The sequence below is a fragment of the Bittarella massiliensis (ex Durand et al. 2017) genome, assembly GCF_009876955.1.
In the GTDB taxonomy this organism is placed as follows: Bacteria; Bacillota; Clostridia; order Oscillospirales; family Ruminococcaceae; genus Bittarella; species Bittarella massiliensis.
The window spans coordinates 116,999-130,850 of record NZ_WWVY01000008.1; the positions used below are offsets into that span (position 1 = coordinate 116,999).

The 13,852-nt window shown below is 64.3% G+C and carries 15 protein-coding genes and 2 pseudogenes; 8 read left to right on the forward strand and 9 right to left on the reverse strand.

The features are described 5' to 3' along the window. Window positions 1–129 precede the first annotated feature (129 nt). The 5 genes from rplA to rpmG form a co-directional block, all read right to left on the reverse strand. Window positions 130–828, reverse strand: a complete 699-nt coding sequence (gene rplA / locus GT748_RS10150; protein ID WP_021660395.1) for a 50S ribosomal protein L1 — start codon at window positions 826–828, stop codon at window positions 130–132. A gap of 116 nt (window positions 829–944) precedes the next feature. Next, on the reverse strand, window positions 945–1,370 hold the full coding sequence (gene rplK / locus GT748_RS10155) for a 50S ribosomal protein L11 (RefSeq protein ID WP_044993003.1): 426 nt from the start codon (window positions 1,368–1,370) through the stop codon (window positions 945–947). A 106-nt stretch (window positions 1,371–1,476) separates the two neighbouring features. Next, window positions 1,477–1,995, reverse strand: a complete 519-nt coding sequence (gene nusG / locus GT748_RS10160; RefSeq protein WP_021660393.1) for a transcription termination/antitermination protein NusG — start codon at window positions 1,993–1,995, stop codon at window positions 1,477–1,479. Between the two features lie 50 nt (window positions 1,996–2,045). Next, window positions 2,046–2,297: a preprotein translocase subunit SecE gene (secE, locus tag GT748_RS10165; RefSeq protein ID WP_021660392.1), complete on the reverse strand. Its 252-nt coding sequence runs from the start codon at window positions 2,295–2,297 to the stop codon at window positions 2,046–2,048. A gap of 22 nt (window positions 2,298–2,319) precedes the next feature. Next, window positions 2,320–2,469 (reverse strand): 50S ribosomal protein L33, encoded by a 150-nt coding sequence (rpmG, locus tag GT748_RS10170; RefSeq protein ID WP_021660391.1) that lies wholly within the window; start codon window positions 2,467–2,469, stop codon window positions 2,320–2,322. A 298-nt stretch (window positions 2,470–2,767) separates the two neighbouring features. Between rpmG and GT748_RS10175 the strand changes: the two genes are divergently transcribed. Beyond that, window positions 2,768–3,832: a D-alanine--D-alanine ligase family protein gene (locus tag GT748_RS10175; RefSeq protein ID WP_021660389.1), complete on the forward strand. Its 1,065-nt coding sequence runs from the start codon at window positions 2,768–2,770 to the stop codon at window positions 3,830–3,832. Window positions 3,833–3,865: 33 nt separating this feature from the next. Further along, a complete protein-coding gene (murI, locus tag GT748_RS10180; protein WP_044993002.1) occupies window positions 3,866–4,681 on the forward strand; it encodes a glutamate racemase in 816 nt (271 codons plus the stop codon). Window positions 4,682–4,799: 118 nt separating this feature from the next. Here murI and GT748_RS15580 read toward each other — a convergent pair. Next, window positions 4,800–5,309 (reverse strand): annotated as a pseudogene (locus GT748_RS15580) (hypothetical protein). Window positions 5,310–5,331: 22 nt separating this feature from the next. Further along, window positions 5,332–5,505: pseudogene (locus tag GT748_RS16025) on the reverse strand (hypothetical protein); the annotation flags it as partial. Between the two features lie 212 nt (window positions 5,506–5,717). Here GT748_RS16025 and GT748_RS10200 point away from each other — a divergent pair. The 5 genes from GT748_RS10200 (at window position 5,718) to GT748_RS10220 (ending at window position 10,967) form a co-directional block, all read left to right on the forward strand. Then, the gene (locus tag GT748_RS10200) at window positions 5,718–6,161 is read left to right on the forward strand and encodes a DUF1934 domain-containing protein (protein WP_021660384.1); all 444 of its coding nucleotides are present in this window, start codon (window positions 5,718–5,720) and stop codon (window positions 6,159–6,161) included. A gap of 206 nt (window positions 6,162–6,367) precedes the next feature. After that, window positions 6,368–8,062, forward strand: coding sequence for an arginine--tRNA ligase (gene argS, locus GT748_RS10205; RefSeq protein ID WP_161213526.1), 1,695 nt, complete (start codon window positions 6,368–6,370; stop codon window positions 8,060–8,062). 497 nt (window positions 8,063–8,559) lie between these two features. Next, entirely contained in the window at window positions 8,560–8,922 is a 363-nt protein-coding gene (locus tag GT748_RS10210) for a PadR family transcriptional regulator (RefSeq protein WP_021660381.1), read from the forward strand. Continuing rightward, window positions 8,919–9,545 (forward strand): HAAS signaling domain-containing protein, encoded by a 627-nt coding sequence (locus GT748_RS10215; protein WP_021660380.1) that lies wholly within the window; start codon window positions 8,919–8,921, stop codon window positions 9,543–9,545. Before GT748_RS10210 ends, GT748_RS10215 begins: the two co-directional genes overlap by 4 nt. Before the next feature lie 159 nt (window positions 9,546–9,704). After that, window positions 9,705–10,967, forward strand: coding sequence for an MFS transporter (locus tag GT748_RS10220; protein ID WP_044993001.1), 1,263 nt, complete (start codon window positions 9,705–9,707; stop codon window positions 10,965–10,967). A gap of 73 nt (window positions 10,968–11,040) precedes the next feature. Here the strand turns inward: GT748_RS10220 and GT748_RS10225 are convergent, their stop codons facing one another. Next, on the reverse strand, window positions 11,041–11,511 hold the full coding sequence (locus GT748_RS10225; protein ID WP_021660378.1) for a hypothetical protein: 471 nt from the start codon (window positions 11,509–11,511) through the stop codon (window positions 11,041–11,043). A 162-nt stretch (window positions 11,512–11,673) separates the two neighbouring features. Next, window positions 11,674–12,528 carry an aldo/keto reductase gene (locus GT748_RS10230; protein ID WP_044993000.1) on the reverse strand — a complete coding sequence of 285 codons (855 nt, stop codon included), beginning with the start codon at window positions 12,526–12,528 and terminating at the stop codon, window positions 11,674–11,676. A 215-nt stretch (window positions 12,529–12,743) separates the two neighbouring features. Between GT748_RS10230 and GT748_RS10235 the strand changes: the two genes are divergently transcribed. After that, window positions 12,744–13,658, forward strand: coding sequence for a phosphotransferase family protein (locus tag GT748_RS10235; RefSeq protein ID WP_021660376.1), 915 nt, complete (start codon window positions 12,744–12,746; stop codon window positions 13,656–13,658). The last annotated feature ends 194 nt before the right edge of the window (window positions 13,659–13,852 follow it).

Sequence of the window (13,852 nt, forward strand, 5' to 3'; positions counted from 1 at the left end):
CGGGCAGAGGGCCACTTTTTCGCGCGCTCGGTCCCCGCTCCCCTGGGGCCCGAGCCGGGCACGCCCCGCTTTTTACCGCTTTGCACAGGCAACAAAAAAAGCCGGGACAGACCCGGCTTTTTGGCAGATTTACTGCTGCTGCATGAATTTGTTGGGGTTGACTTTGACCCCGGGGCCCATGGTGGAGGCGATCACGCAGGAGCGGATGTAGACGCCCTTGGCGGCGGCCGGTTTGGCCTTGACGATGGCGTCCATCAGGGTCTGCACGTTGTCCTGCAGCTTCTCGGAGCCGAAGGAGACCTTGCCGGTGGGGCAGTGGATGATGTTCGACTTGTCCAGGCGGTATTCGATCTTACCGGCCTTGGCCTCGGTGACAGCCTTGGCCACGTCGGGGGTGACGGTGCCGGCCTTGGGGTTGGGCATCAGGCCACGGGGGCCCAGCACCTTGCCCAGACGGCCGACCACGCCCATCATGTCGGGGGTGGCGATGACCACGTCGAAGTCCATCCAGCCGCCCTGGATCTTGGGGATCAGCTCCTCGGCACCCACGAAATCGGCCCCAGCTTCCTGGGCGGCCTTCTCGTTGTCACCCTTGGCGAACACCAGGGTGCGGACGTTCTTGCCGGTGCCGTGGGGCAACACGACGGCGCCGCGGACCTGCTGGTCGGCGTGGCGGGAATCGACGCCCAGGCGGACGTGCAGCTCGACGGTCTCGTCAAACTTGGCCTTGGCGGTCTTGCAGACCACCTCGCAGGCCTCTGCCAGGTCGTAGAGCTTGTCGCTCTCGACGATCTTCTTGCTGTCTGTATAGTTTTTACCGTGTTTCACTTTCGTTCCTCCCTGTAATAGTGGTAATTAGCGGAAATTTCCTCCCACGGGTAGGGGTTTTGGCAGCGAAAAGGGACGCCGCCAAACAGGCCTTGTGCCTGAAAAGCCGCTGGCGGCTAGTCCTCTACAGTGATACCCATGCTTCTGGCAGTGCCGGCGATCATGCTCATGGCGCTCTCGACGCTGGAGGCGTTGAGGTCGGGCATCTTCTGCTCGGCGATCTTCTGGATCTGCTCTTTGGTGATGGAGCCAACCTTGTTCTTGTTGGGCTCGCCGGAAGCCTTGTCCAGACCGATGGCTTTTTTGATCAGCACAGCGGCCGGAGGGGTTTTGGTAACGAAGCTGAAAGAGCGGTCGGCGTACACGGTGATGACGACGGGGATCAGCAGACCGGCGTCGTTTTTGGTGCGCTCGTTGAACTCTTTGGTGAATGCCATGATGTTCACGCCGTGCTGGCCCAGGGCCGGACCGACCGGGGGAGCCGGGGTCGCCTTGCCGGCGGGAATCTGCAATTTGATGTAGCCTACTACCTTTTGTGCCATTGTTTGCACCTCCATAAATATTGTGGTAAGCGGAAAATGAGGGGGACCGGGGTCCCATTTCCTCCCACAGCCGAGTGGATACGGCTGGCGCGAAGAGGTCGCGTCACTAGACCGGCTGTACCTTCGAGAGCTCCAGCTCGGCGGGGGTATCCCGCCCGAACAGGGAGACTTTCACCTGTACCGTGCCGTTTTCCGGGTCGATCGCCTCGACGACGCCGGTAAAGCCCTCCAGGGGGCCCTCTTTGATGCTGACGCTGTCGCCCACGGCGTAGTCGACCTTGTACGAGCGCTTCTCAACGCCCAGCGCCTCTACCTCTTTGGGGGAGAGGGGGACCGGCTTGGAGCCGGGGCCGACAAAGCCGGTGACCCCCCGGATGTTGCGGACAACATACCAGGAGTCGTCGGTCATCTCCATTTTTACCAAGACATAACCGGGGAACATCTTGCGCTCGACTTCTTTCTGGGTGTCGTCCTTCTGTTCGACCACCAGTTCCGTCGGGACCCTCACTTCATGGATGAGGGACTGCAGATTTCTGTTTTCCACCAGTTTCTCCAGGTTCTGTGCCACCTTGTTCTCGTAACCCGAGTAGGTGTGCACCACATACCATTTTGCAGAATCTGACATGAATCATCCCTCCACACGCCAAGTCATTCGCCCGGTCGGGCGGCATTCGGTCAAGCGTTTTTGAGAAGCAGGTTGACGAGGAAGCCCAAGATGGTGTCAAAGCCCCAGATGACCACACCCGCGATGAACACCATCAGCAAGACGACGGCGGTGCTCTTCACGATCTGTTTTCTGGACGGCCAGACGATCTTTTTCAGCTCGCTCCTGAAATCTCGAAAGTATTTGGCGATTCGCGAGGCGATGCGTTTGGGACTGAAGCGCCCCTTCTTCTTGGCGGGCTTGTCCGCAGTGGTTTTTGCCATTGGCTGACCCTACCTTTCGCCTCTACTTCGTCTCCTTATGGAGCGTGTGTTTCCGACAGAAACGGCAGTACTTGTTCATCTCCAGTCGGTCGGGGTTGTTCTTCTTGTTTTTCATCTTGTTGTAGTTGCGCTGCTTGCATTCCGTGCAAGCCAAAGTGACTTTCACTCTCATTTCGGCACCTCCTGATTGTATCGGATTTTTTGGCCTCCCTCAGCAGGGTCCTTTTTGCCCCGCAAAAAATGCGCACAAAAAAAGAGCCCTTTTTTAGAGGTACAACTACTATAGCACAAGCGCTCCCCCGCGTCAAGGCTTTGGCCCGCCTTTTTCGCCCCGTTTGCGTTGAATCGCCGTCGCTTTTGTGCTATGATGGGCGGGTAAATGAACCGAGGGCGCTTTTTTGCCGCGCCCCGCGCATATAGATGAAGGGGGACGCGCGCCCGGCGCGCCCCGGTGAGGAGGAAAACCGCTTATGTCGAGAATCAAACTGGCCGTCCTGTTCGGCGGCGTCTCCAGCGAGTACGAGGTGTCGCTGCAGTCGGCCTACAACGTGCTGCAAAACATCCCCCAGGAGCGCTACGAGGTGTTCCCGGTGGGCATCACCAAGTCGGGGCGCTGGCTCTACTTCCCCGGCAGCTATGAGATGGTGCGCGACGGCAGTTGGAAGACCCACCCCGACTGTGTGGGCTGCTCCATCAGCCCCGACCGCAGCCGCCGGGGGATCGTCAAGTTCCTGCCCGACGGCACCACCTCCTGCGTCAAGATCGACGCGGCCTTCCCGGTGCTGCACGGCAAAAACGGCGAGGACGGCACCGTGCAGGGGCTTTTGGATCTGGCGGGCATCCCCTACGTGGGCTGCGGCGTCCTCTCCTCGGCCTGCTGCATGGACAAGGTGGTCACCAAGGTGCTGCTGGAACAGGCGGGGATCCAGACGGCCCCCTTCCTCTGGTTTTCCAAAGGTGACATCGACCGGCTGGACGCCTACAAAAAAGAGATCGCCCGGGACCTGGGCTACCCCTGCTTTGTCAAGCCCGCCAACGCCGGCAGCTCGGTGGGCATCACCAAGGTCAAGCGCGAGGAGGAGCTGCGGGACGCGGTGCTGCTGGCCTTCACCCACGACGACAAGGTGCTGGTGGAAAAGGCCATGGTCGGCCAGGAGGTGGAGTGCGCCGTGCTGGGCAACCGCCAGCTGATTACCGGCATCCCCGGGGAGATCCTCTCCGAGAGCGAATTTTACGACTACGACGCCAAGTACGTCTCCCAGAGCCCCACCGTCGTCCCCGCCCGGCTCTCCCCCGCCCTGCTGGACCAGGTGCAGGAGACCGCCAAGCGGGCCTTTGCGGTGCTGGGCTGCACCGGCCTCTCCCGCATCGACTTCTTTGTGGGCGAGTTCGGCATCTGCCTCAACGAGATCAACACCCTGCCGGGCTTCACCTCCATCAGCATGTACTCCAAGATGATGGAGGCCGCCGGCATCCCCTATGGGGAGCTGCTGGACCGGCTGGTGGACCTGGCCCTGGAGCGGGCGGCGGAGTGAGGCTGCCGGCCCATTGAAAAGGAGATGACTGACATGGACCCTCGCCCCATCGGCGTATTCGACTCCGGCCTGGGCGGGCTCTCGATCGTCAAGCAGGTCAAGCGGCTGCTCCCCCGGGAGCAGATCGTCTACTTCGGCGACACCGCCCGGGTCCCCTACGGCAACCGCAGCCGCCAGACGCTGCTGCACTACGCGAGGCAGGACAGCCGCTTCCTGCTCTCCCACGGGGTGAAGATGCTGGTGGCCGCCTGCGGCACCATCAGCACCACGGTGGACGAGACCTTCACCCGCTCCCTGCCGGTGCCCTACATGGGGGTGGTGGAGGTGACCGCCCGCACGGCGGCCGAGACCACCCGCAGCGGCCAGGTGGGGGTCATCGGCACCGCCGCCACCGTGCGCAGCGGCGCCTTTGAGCGGGCGGTGACGGGACACCGGCCCGGGGTGCGTGTCCACTCCCGCCCCTGTCCCCTCTTTGTCCCCCTGGTGGAAAACGGCTATGTGGAGCCGGGCGACCCGGTCACCACCCTGGTGGCAAAGGACTACCTCTCCTTTGTGCCGGAGGAGGGGATCGACACCCTGATCCTCGGCTGCACCCACTTTCCCCTGCTCAAGTCGATCATCGGCCCGGTGGTGGGGGACGGGGTCAAGCTCATCGACCCCGGGGTCTGTGTGGCCCGCCGCCTGCGGGACTTCCTCGAGGAAAAGGGGATGGAGAGCGGCCTCTCCGCCCCGGCCGAGGACCGCTACTACGTCAGCGACCGCACCGACGACTTCGAGGCGGTGGCCTCCCTCTTCATGGGGGACAGCTGGAGCGGCCAGGTCGAGCAGGTGGACATCGACGCCTTTTAGAGAAGGCGCAGGTCTGGACGGAACTCCTGTAAGGGGGGCGGGCGACACCCGCTCCCCTTTTTTGTCTGTGGACCGCCCTCCTCCGACGTCCGTCCGCAGGGCGGCTTTTTAATGTATGTCACACCAGCTCGCAGTGCCGGTACCGGCCGGCCCCGATCCCCGCTGGATCTGCCGATCCCCCGCAGCCCCTCTCCACCACTTGGAAGGGGACGGGACTTTGAAAGATCGGCCCGTCAAAGACAAAGGAGTGGTACTCCCCCCTCTCGCCGCAGAGGTCCACCCCCGGCGGCAGGTCCCGGAGAAAGCCCTCGTCGATCTCCCTGCCCAATCACTCCGCCCCCAGCAGAGAGCTGTCAATACAGGTCACAACCGCCTTGAAGCCGGCGGCGACAAACGCCTCCATCACCCGCTCCGCCCCCATCCCCCAGAGGGGAAAAGCCGCCTCGATGCCGGAGGCAGCACAGTGTCTCTCCCGGTCGGCGCGCAACTCCTCCAGGTAGAGGTCGCCAAAGAGGGCCGTCTCGATCCCCATCTCTTTGAACCGGGCGACCTGACGTCTCATGGCCGCCCGGTACGCCTCTACGGACGACGACACGTCCCACTCCCACACAACCAGGGGAAGGCCGATGGAGGCGGCCTGCCTTTTTTTTCAGCAGGTCGACGCCCGTCTCGTGCATGGCGAGACGCGCATCCCCCTTTCTGACAGTGGAAAAGAGAAGCGAAACATCGTACTCCCCGGACTGGAGCGCGCGGTCGAGCGCCAGGGCGGAGTCCTTTCCGCCGCTCCAGTTGAAATAGGCCTTTTTCACCTGTGCATCCCCCATTCAAAACCGCCCGGGCCCTGTTCGCCCCGCGCAGAGCATCCCTTTTCTCTACCATATCACATCGGCCCCCGCCTTTCCATGCGGCGGGGCAAAAGGGCGGGCCAATCGGGGCCGAACAGGCCGGGCCACCCTTGTTTTTTGACAGACAATGGGGTAGAATAAATAAGTTACTGCAATCGACTGCCCGCGGGGCGGAAGGAGGAAACCGAACTGTGAAGAGACCCGCTGTCATCACCATTCGGGCCACCCAGTCGGCCGGGGACGAGGCGGAGACCACCGAACTGGTCACCGAGGGGAATTTCGGCTGGCAGGGCGGCCGCGCCTTCCTCACCTACCAGGAGACCGTCGCCACCGGCTTTGATGGGGACACCACCACCCTGCGCATCGAGGGGGAGCAAAAGGCGACCCTCCTGCGCTTCGGCGACAGCCGCACCCGGCTGATCGTGGAGCCGGGCCGCCGCCACCAGTGCCAGTACGACACCGGCACCGGGATCCTGGAGCTGGAGATCGTCGGCCGGGAGATCCAAAACCACCTCACCGCCGAGGGGGGCGAGGTGGAGCTGGTCTACCACATCGACTGCGCCCACACCCTGCTGGCGGTCAACCGGGTGCACATCTCGGTGCGGCTGCGCGACCGGTCTTTTTCGCCCGAATGATCCCCCGGGGCGACGCCGGTGTGGTATAATGGCCACAGACGGCCCGGCAGATGTGCACACGTCGTTTGCCCCATGGCCAAAATCTCCCCGCGCGCCCGGCACTTTTCGCACAATGGCCGCAGGGCCGCCCCCAAAAATGTCAGTCTACCCGGCAAAGGGCTGCCGCCCGCCGGTCAAATTTCCCGACTAAAAGAGAGGACAAGCCTATGATCAACCCAATTTTACAAGCCAAAGGCCAGATCGCCCAGATCGTCGACCGGGCGGCGGCCGCCGCCATCGCCGCCGGGGACCTGCCCGACTGCCCCGCCGGGGAGTACGGCATCGAGATCCCCGCCGACCACAGCCACGGCGACTTTGCCTGCAACTTCGCCATGGCCGGGGCCCGCACCTATAAGATGGCCCCCCGCAAGATCGCCGACGCCATCGTCGCCCACGCCGCGCTGGAGGGGACCGGCTTCTCCCGCATCGAGGTGGCCGGCCCCGGCTTCCTCAACTTCTTCTTGGACCAGAGCTGGTTCACCGGCGCGGTGGAGGCGGTGCTGGAAGAGGGGGCGCGCTACGGCACCACCGACCTGGGCCAGGGCAAAAAGGTGATGGTGGAGTTTGTCTCGGCCAACCCCACCGGCCCCATGCACCTGGGCAACGCCCGGGGCGGCGCCCTGGGCGACTGCCTGGCCAGCGTGCTGCGCTGGGCCGGGTACGACGTGACCCGGGAGTTTTACATCAACGACGCCGGCAACCAAATCGAAAAGTTCGGCAAGTCCCTCTCCGCCCGCTATATGCAGATCGTGCTGGGCGACGACGCGGTGGTCTTCCCCGAGGACGGCTACCAGGGCGCGGACATCCGGGTGCTGGCCCAGCAGTACATCGACGAGCACGGCACCGGCCTTGAAAAGGAGAGCGAGGAGCTGCGCAGCCAGGCCCTCATCGACTACGCCCTGCCCAAAAACATCCAAAAACTCAAGGACGACCTGGCCAAGTACCGCATCCACTACGACGTCTGGTTCCACGAGAGCCAGCTCCACGAGGACGGCAGCGTCGGGCGGATCATCGAGCTGCTGCGCAGCCGCGGCCTCACCTACGAAAAGGACGGGGCCGTCTGGTACAAGGCCACCGCCTTTGGCGACGAGAAGGACGAGGTGCTGGTGCGCGCCAACGGCAACCCCACCTACTTTGCCGCCGACATCGCCTACCACTACAACAAGTTCGCCGTGCGGGGCTTTGACTGGGTCATCAACGTCTGGGGGGCCGACCACCACGGCCACGTGGCCCGCCTCAAGGGCGCGATGGACGCCGTGGGGCTGGACGGCAGCAAGCTGGACGTGGTGCTGATGCAGCTGGTGCGGCTGATGCGGGGTGGCGAGGTCGCCCGGATGAGCAAGCGCACCGGCAAGGCCATCACCCTGGCCGACCTGCTGGACGAGATCCCGGTGGACGCGGCCCGCTTCTTCTTCAACCAGCGGGAGCCCAACACCCACTGCGAGTTCGACCTGGAACTGGCGGTGAGCGAGTCCTCGCAGAACCCGGTCTACTACGTCCAGTACGCCCACGCCCGCATCTGCTCCATCCTCAAGTCCCTGGCGGCCGAGGAGATCTCCCCCCGCGCCTGCACCCGGGAGGAGCTGGATCTGCTGCAGACCGAGCAGGAGCGGGAACTGGTCCGCTTTATGGCCACCCTGCCCGACGTGGTCAACGCCAGCGTCAAGGCGCTGGACTCCTCCAAGATCACCAAGTACTGCGTCGAGCTGGCCACCCTCTTCCACAAGTTCTACAACGCCTGCCACGTCAAGGGCGAGGCGGAGGGGCTGCTGCAGGCCCGCCTGAACCTCTGCCTGGCCGTTCGCCAGGTGCTGCGCAACGTGCTGGAGATGCTGGGCATCTCGGCGCCGGAGTCGATGTAGCGCCCATTTTTCATCTGCCCGCTTAGAGGGGCACAGCCAGATGGCTGTGCCCCTCTTTTTTTGCCCCCCTTTCGCTCCTCCCCGCGGGCAGGCCCGCGCATCGGGTGGCCGCGTCTGCCCGATGGCAAGTCGGGCGCCCCCTTCAGCAGGCCCGGCACTGTTTACAGGGGGGATGGGACAGCGCGGCAACGGCGGCCCCCCTCCCCCCAGTTTGTCGGTCGGCAATCGCAAGGCGGCATCCCTCTCTATCCCCCGACGCTCTCTCGATTTTTAAACACCCTCTTTTCCACCGGGTAAACCCAGCTGCACACCCCTTCGCCGCCGAGGCCAGGCCCCCATCGCAATGACCCGCCCCACCTTTCACGGTTGGGCTGTCAAACCCACCTGCACCCGCGGCAGACACCCCCTTCCCCATTGACAGGCGGCCCCAAGGGGGATATACTGAAGGTGGAAAGATACTTAGTAATACTAAATAGCAGTGCAAGGGAGGGGTGCGATTGGACGCCAAGTATATCCAGCAGTTCAAAAAGGGGTCTTTGGAGATGGTGCTCCTCTGCCTGCTGGCCGAGGGGGAGAGTTACGGCTACGAAATCATCACCCACCTGGGGCAGCGGGGCGGCGACATCTTCGGCCCTACCCGGGAAGGGACGGTCTATCCCATCCTCTACCGGTTGGAGGGCGGCGGCCTGATCCAGAGCCGCACCGCCCCCGCCGCGGCCAATGGGGGGACCAAGAAGTACTACTCCATCACCCCGGCGGGCAGGGCCCTGCTAGAGGAACTCACCGCCTATTGGAGCCGCTATGTGTCCTGTGTGGACGGCTTCATCGAAAGCGCGAAAAAAGGAGGCGCAGTCAAGTGAAAGAGCATTACATCAAACAGGTGAAAAACCGGCTTCTGCTGTCGCGGGAGGCCGAGGCCAGTGTCCTCGCCGGCCTGTGCGAGAGCTTTGCCTCCGCCGCCGAGCACGGCGAGGGAGAGGCGGAGACCATCGCCCGCCTGGGTCCCCCCCGCCAGTTTGCCGACGAGGTGATGGCCGACTTGGGGGGCGAGAGCTTTGCCGCCGGGCGGCGGCAGCGGGCGGTGCGGGCCGCGGTGTTGACGGTCCTCTTCGCCGCGGCGCTGCTGGTGCGCACCCTGGTGGGGCCCGGCCTGCACGAGCAGGGGATGCACACCTACAACCTCCGCCCCTACCTGCTTTTCGTGGCGGCCCTCTCCCCCCTCTACTACGGGCTGGCGGGGGCGGTCATCCTCGCCCTCCCCTCGGTCTGGAAGGACCTGCGCATCCGCCGGGGCGAGGTGCGCAGAGGGATGGGCCTGCTCTGCGCGGCGCTCTTTCTGCTCCTCTGGGGGTTTTTGTGGGTCTATCTCCTGGGCGGGTTTCCCACCTACGCCTTTTCGCGGGCAGCCACCTTCCTCCTTCAGTACCCGGTCTGCTTTCTCCCCCTGGGGGCGGGGGTGTTCGCCGGTCTCAACCGGCGCTGACCGCTTTTCCCCCTTCAAAAGAGGGCTGTCCCGGCGGGGACAGCCCTCAAATTTTGCGCCGCCCCTTGCCCGCCCCGTCAAATTGCGCTAAAATGAACACGTATTGTCGAAAACCGGGCAGCCGCTCGGTTTTCGGGGACGTTGAGGAGGATTGACACCGTGCAAAAGACTCGCAAACCGTTTTTCTACGGCTGGGTGATCGTGGGGGCGGCCTTTGTGGTGATGGCGGTCTCCATGGGCATCGCCACCAACTGCTTCAGCCTGTTCATCAAGCCCATCTGCGCCCATTTCGGCTTTTCCCGCCAGTCGGTGGGGGCCATGCAGACCATCTCCAATGCAGCGATGATGGTCACCGCCCTGCTCAGCGGCAGGATCTTCTCCCGCTTCGCCGTCAAACAGGTGATGAAGGTCAGCTCCATCGCCCTGACCGTCAGCTTTTTCTGCTACTCCCTGGCCTCGTCTATCTGGGTCTTCTACCTGATTTCGGCGGTGCTGGGGCTGGCGCTGGGCACTGTGCACATGGTGCCCCTCTCCATCCTGCTGAGCAACTGGTTTCACGAGAAGCGGGGCTTTGCCCTGGGGCTGGCCTTTATGGGCAGCGGCGTGGGCGGCATGCTCTTCAACTCCCTGGCCGGGGTCCTCATTGAGGGGATGGGCTGGCGGGTCAGTTTTCAGATCCTGGCGGCCATCATGGGGGTCACCCTCATCCCCATCGTCTTCTTCGTCATCCGCAACAGGCCGGAGGACATGGGCCTTCTCCCCCTGGGGGAGAAGGGGGAACAGGCCCCCGCCGCCCAGATGAGCGAGGGCTTCACCTTCGGTCAGGTGGTCAAGACCCCCCGCTTCTGGGCCTTCTGCCTCTGCATCATCGTCAGTGAGCTGTGCATGTACGGGCTGATGATCAACATCGCCCCCCACGTCAGCGACGTGGGCTACTCCCTGCAGACCTCGGCCCTGATCTCAGCGGCCTGCATGGGCTCGCTGGCGGCGGGCAAACTGCTGCTGGGCACCCTCTACGACAAGCTGGGCATCCGCATCGCCACCCTCTCGGCCTACGCCGCCACGGTGGTGGGGCTCATCGGCTGTCTCTTCGCCCACGCCTCTCCCCTCTTCCTGGTGCTGGTGGTCCTCGGCTCCGGCCTGGGCTGCGCCTACGGCTCGGTGGCCTACCCCATCCTGACCCAAAGCCTTTACGGGCTGCGGGATTACAGCGCCATCTACGGCTTCCTCACCGCCTTCACCCGCTTTGGCGACATGTTGACCCCCCTGGTGATGGGCGCGGTCTTTGACAGCATGGGCAGCTACCGGCCCGCCTACGCCACCTTCGCCGTGACCGCCGTGGCCATGGCCGCCGTCTGCCAGTTGATCTTCCCCCGCCAAAAGAGATCCGCCCCCCGGGAAGAGGCCCTCGCGGCCGAGTAGCCGAGTAAAAGAGAAAACAAAAGCCCCCTCTCCCGCTGTAAGGGAGAGGGGGCTTCTTCTTTGGGCGGCTGCCCTATTTGCTGTTGACCAGGTTGATCCCCTCTTGGTAGGCGGTCTGATACTCCTTAAAGAGATCGTCGCCCTGGGCGATCTTCTCGGTGTAGGCCTTGCGCTCCTCGGCGGTCATCTCGTCGCTGATCGGGGTGGCGAGGGCCTCTTTGTAGAGGGCGATGCCCGCGTCCAGCTTGTCGGCCGCCTCCTGGAACTTCTCGGTGCAGTCCTCATAGCCCTTGGGGGCCTTGACCTCGAGAATCTTTTTGTACTCGGTCTGCAGCCGGTCCAGAATGTCCCCGATCTGGTCCGCGCCCTCTTCGGACTCGAAGTTTTTCAGGGCGGTGTTGAACTCGTCGACGATGGGGTTGCAGGCCTCGGTGACCTCGTTGAGCTTGGACACGTAGCTGTTCTTCCCACAGCCGGTGAGGGCGCCCAGGGCAACCAGCGCCGCCAGGGAGAGACAGGCGATCTTGCGGAAGATGGATTTCATACGATTGCACTCCTCTTAAACCGGCCGCGCCAACAGCACAGCTGCCTGCGCGGCCTTACTTGGTTTTAAGGATAGCACAAAAGGAGGGCAAAAAGCAACCAAAACCGCTATTTTCCACCGCTGTGCGCCCACCGATCGACAGGTTTTGCAGCCGGGCAGACGCTACTTCTTCTCGCCGAAGTGGTCGGGGTGGCGGCCCACCCCCAGCTCGCCGTCCAGGGTGAGAAGTTTTGCCATGTCCTCGGGGGCCAGGGCAAAGTCAAAGATGTCGGCATTCTCCCGAATCCGCCCCTCGTGAGACGATTTGGGCAGGGGGACGATGCCCTGCTGCATGCTCCAGCGCAGGCAGATCTGGGGCACCGTCTTCTGGTACTTCTCGGCCAGCGAGCGCAGCACCGGGTCATCAAAGGCGCGCCCCCGCACCAGGGGGGCCCAGGCCTCCACCTGAATGCCGTTTCGCTGGCAGAAGTTCACCGCCTCCCGCTGGTGGCGCATGGGGTGGATCTCCAGCTGGTCCACCATCACCGGCACCTGCGCCGTGTCCATCAGCGACTGCAGGTGGCGGGGAAGGAAGTTGCTCACCCCCAAGGCCCGGATCTTGCCGGCCCGGTAGAGCTCCTCCATGGCCCGCCAGCTCTCCTGGTTGAGGGTCTGCCAGTCCCCCTCCCGCCCCTCGGGGATGGGCCAGTGGATCAAGTAGAGGTCGACATAGTCCATCCCCAACTGCTCCAGGGTGCGCGCAAAGGCCGCCAGGGTGGACTCGTAGCCCTGGTCGTCGTTCCACAGCTTGCTGGTGACAAACAGCTCCTCCCGGGGGAGGCCGCAGTCCCGAACGGCCCGGCCCACCGCCGCCTCGTTGCCGTAGAGGGAGGCGGTGTCGATGTGGCGGTAGCCGATGTCGATGGCCGCCCGCACCGCCCGGTAGGTCTCCTCCTCGTGGGTCTTGTAGGTGCCATAGCCCACACAGGGCATTTTGACGCCGTTTTTCAAAATATAGCAATCTTGTAGGTCCTTCATTCCAAACCTCCCGGCTCTCGTGTTTCCGTACAGGCCAAAGGCCGTCTTTAGTATACCATCGGCGCGCCGGGGCAAAAGGGAAGATTTTGTGAACTTTTGCCATTTTCCCTTCAAAAAAGCGGCCGCGCCATTGTCTTTTTTTCCGCTGGGTGGTATCCTGTTCTCTCCACGGCAAAACGCCGCCGGAAAGGCGGCCCGAAAAGGAGGAAGCGCGTGTGAACGAGTGGCAGGACATCCCCGGCGCCGGGCGCTGGGACGAGGTGACCCCCATCCTCGCCGGCTGGTCGGCCGAGCGAAAGTACCGGGTGCGCACCCGGGCGGGAGAGGACTTTCTCCTGCGGATCACCGGCATGGAGCAGCGCCCCCAAAAAGAGGTGGAGTACCGGCGCATCCGCCGCTTCGGCGAGCTGCCCTTCCCCCTCTCCCGCGCGGTGGAGATGGGCGAGTGCCAGGGCGGCAGGTCCCTCTACATGCTGCTGGAATGGGTCGAGGGCGAGTCGCTGGAGACCGCCCTCCCCCGCCTTGCGCCGGATGAGCAGTACCGGCTGGGGCGGGAGGCTGGCCAGTTCCTGCGGGCGCTGCACAGCCTCCCCCTCTCGCCGGGGGAGGGGGCGGAGGACCTGATCGGCCGGCGGCTGGACAAGTTGGCCCGATACGAGCAGGGCAGCGCGCGGGTCGAGGGGGACCAGGCCGCCCTCGCCCTGGTCAAAGCCCAACTGCCCCTGCTGGCAGCCCGACCGGCCGTCTACCTGCACGGCGACTTTCACCTGGGCAACCTGATTTTCACCCCCCAGGGGCGGGTGGGGATCATCGACTTCAACCGCCAGCGCATCGGCGACGGGTGGGAGGAGTTTCGCATGGTCCAGGCCTTTGACGTCCCCGTCAGCATCCCCTTCTCGGTGGGGCAGGTGCAGGGCTACTGGCAGGGAGAGCCCCCGGAACCCTTTTGGCAGGCCCTGGCGGCCTATGTCGCCTACAACTCCCTCGGCGCCGTCGAGTGGGCCGAGGCCTTTGGCCCCGCCAAGGTGGCGGATATGCAGGCCCGCTGCCGCAGCGCCCTGGCCGACTACGACGGCTTTGCCCAGCCGGTCCCCCGCTGGTACCGGGAGTGGAAGGGTCTCCCCGCCTAGAGAGCGGCAGCCACCGCCTTGCCCCCCTGGGCCCCGCCCGGCCAGGCCCGCTCTCCCGGGCGCGGGGCGGGGAGAGAGGGGGGAGGGAGGCGCTCCTCCCTCCCCACAAGTAGCCCTGCAAAGTCGGGCCGCCTGCCCTGTCATCCGGCGGCGCACCATCCCCCCTTTCCCCGACGACGGGCACAAGAGAGGGG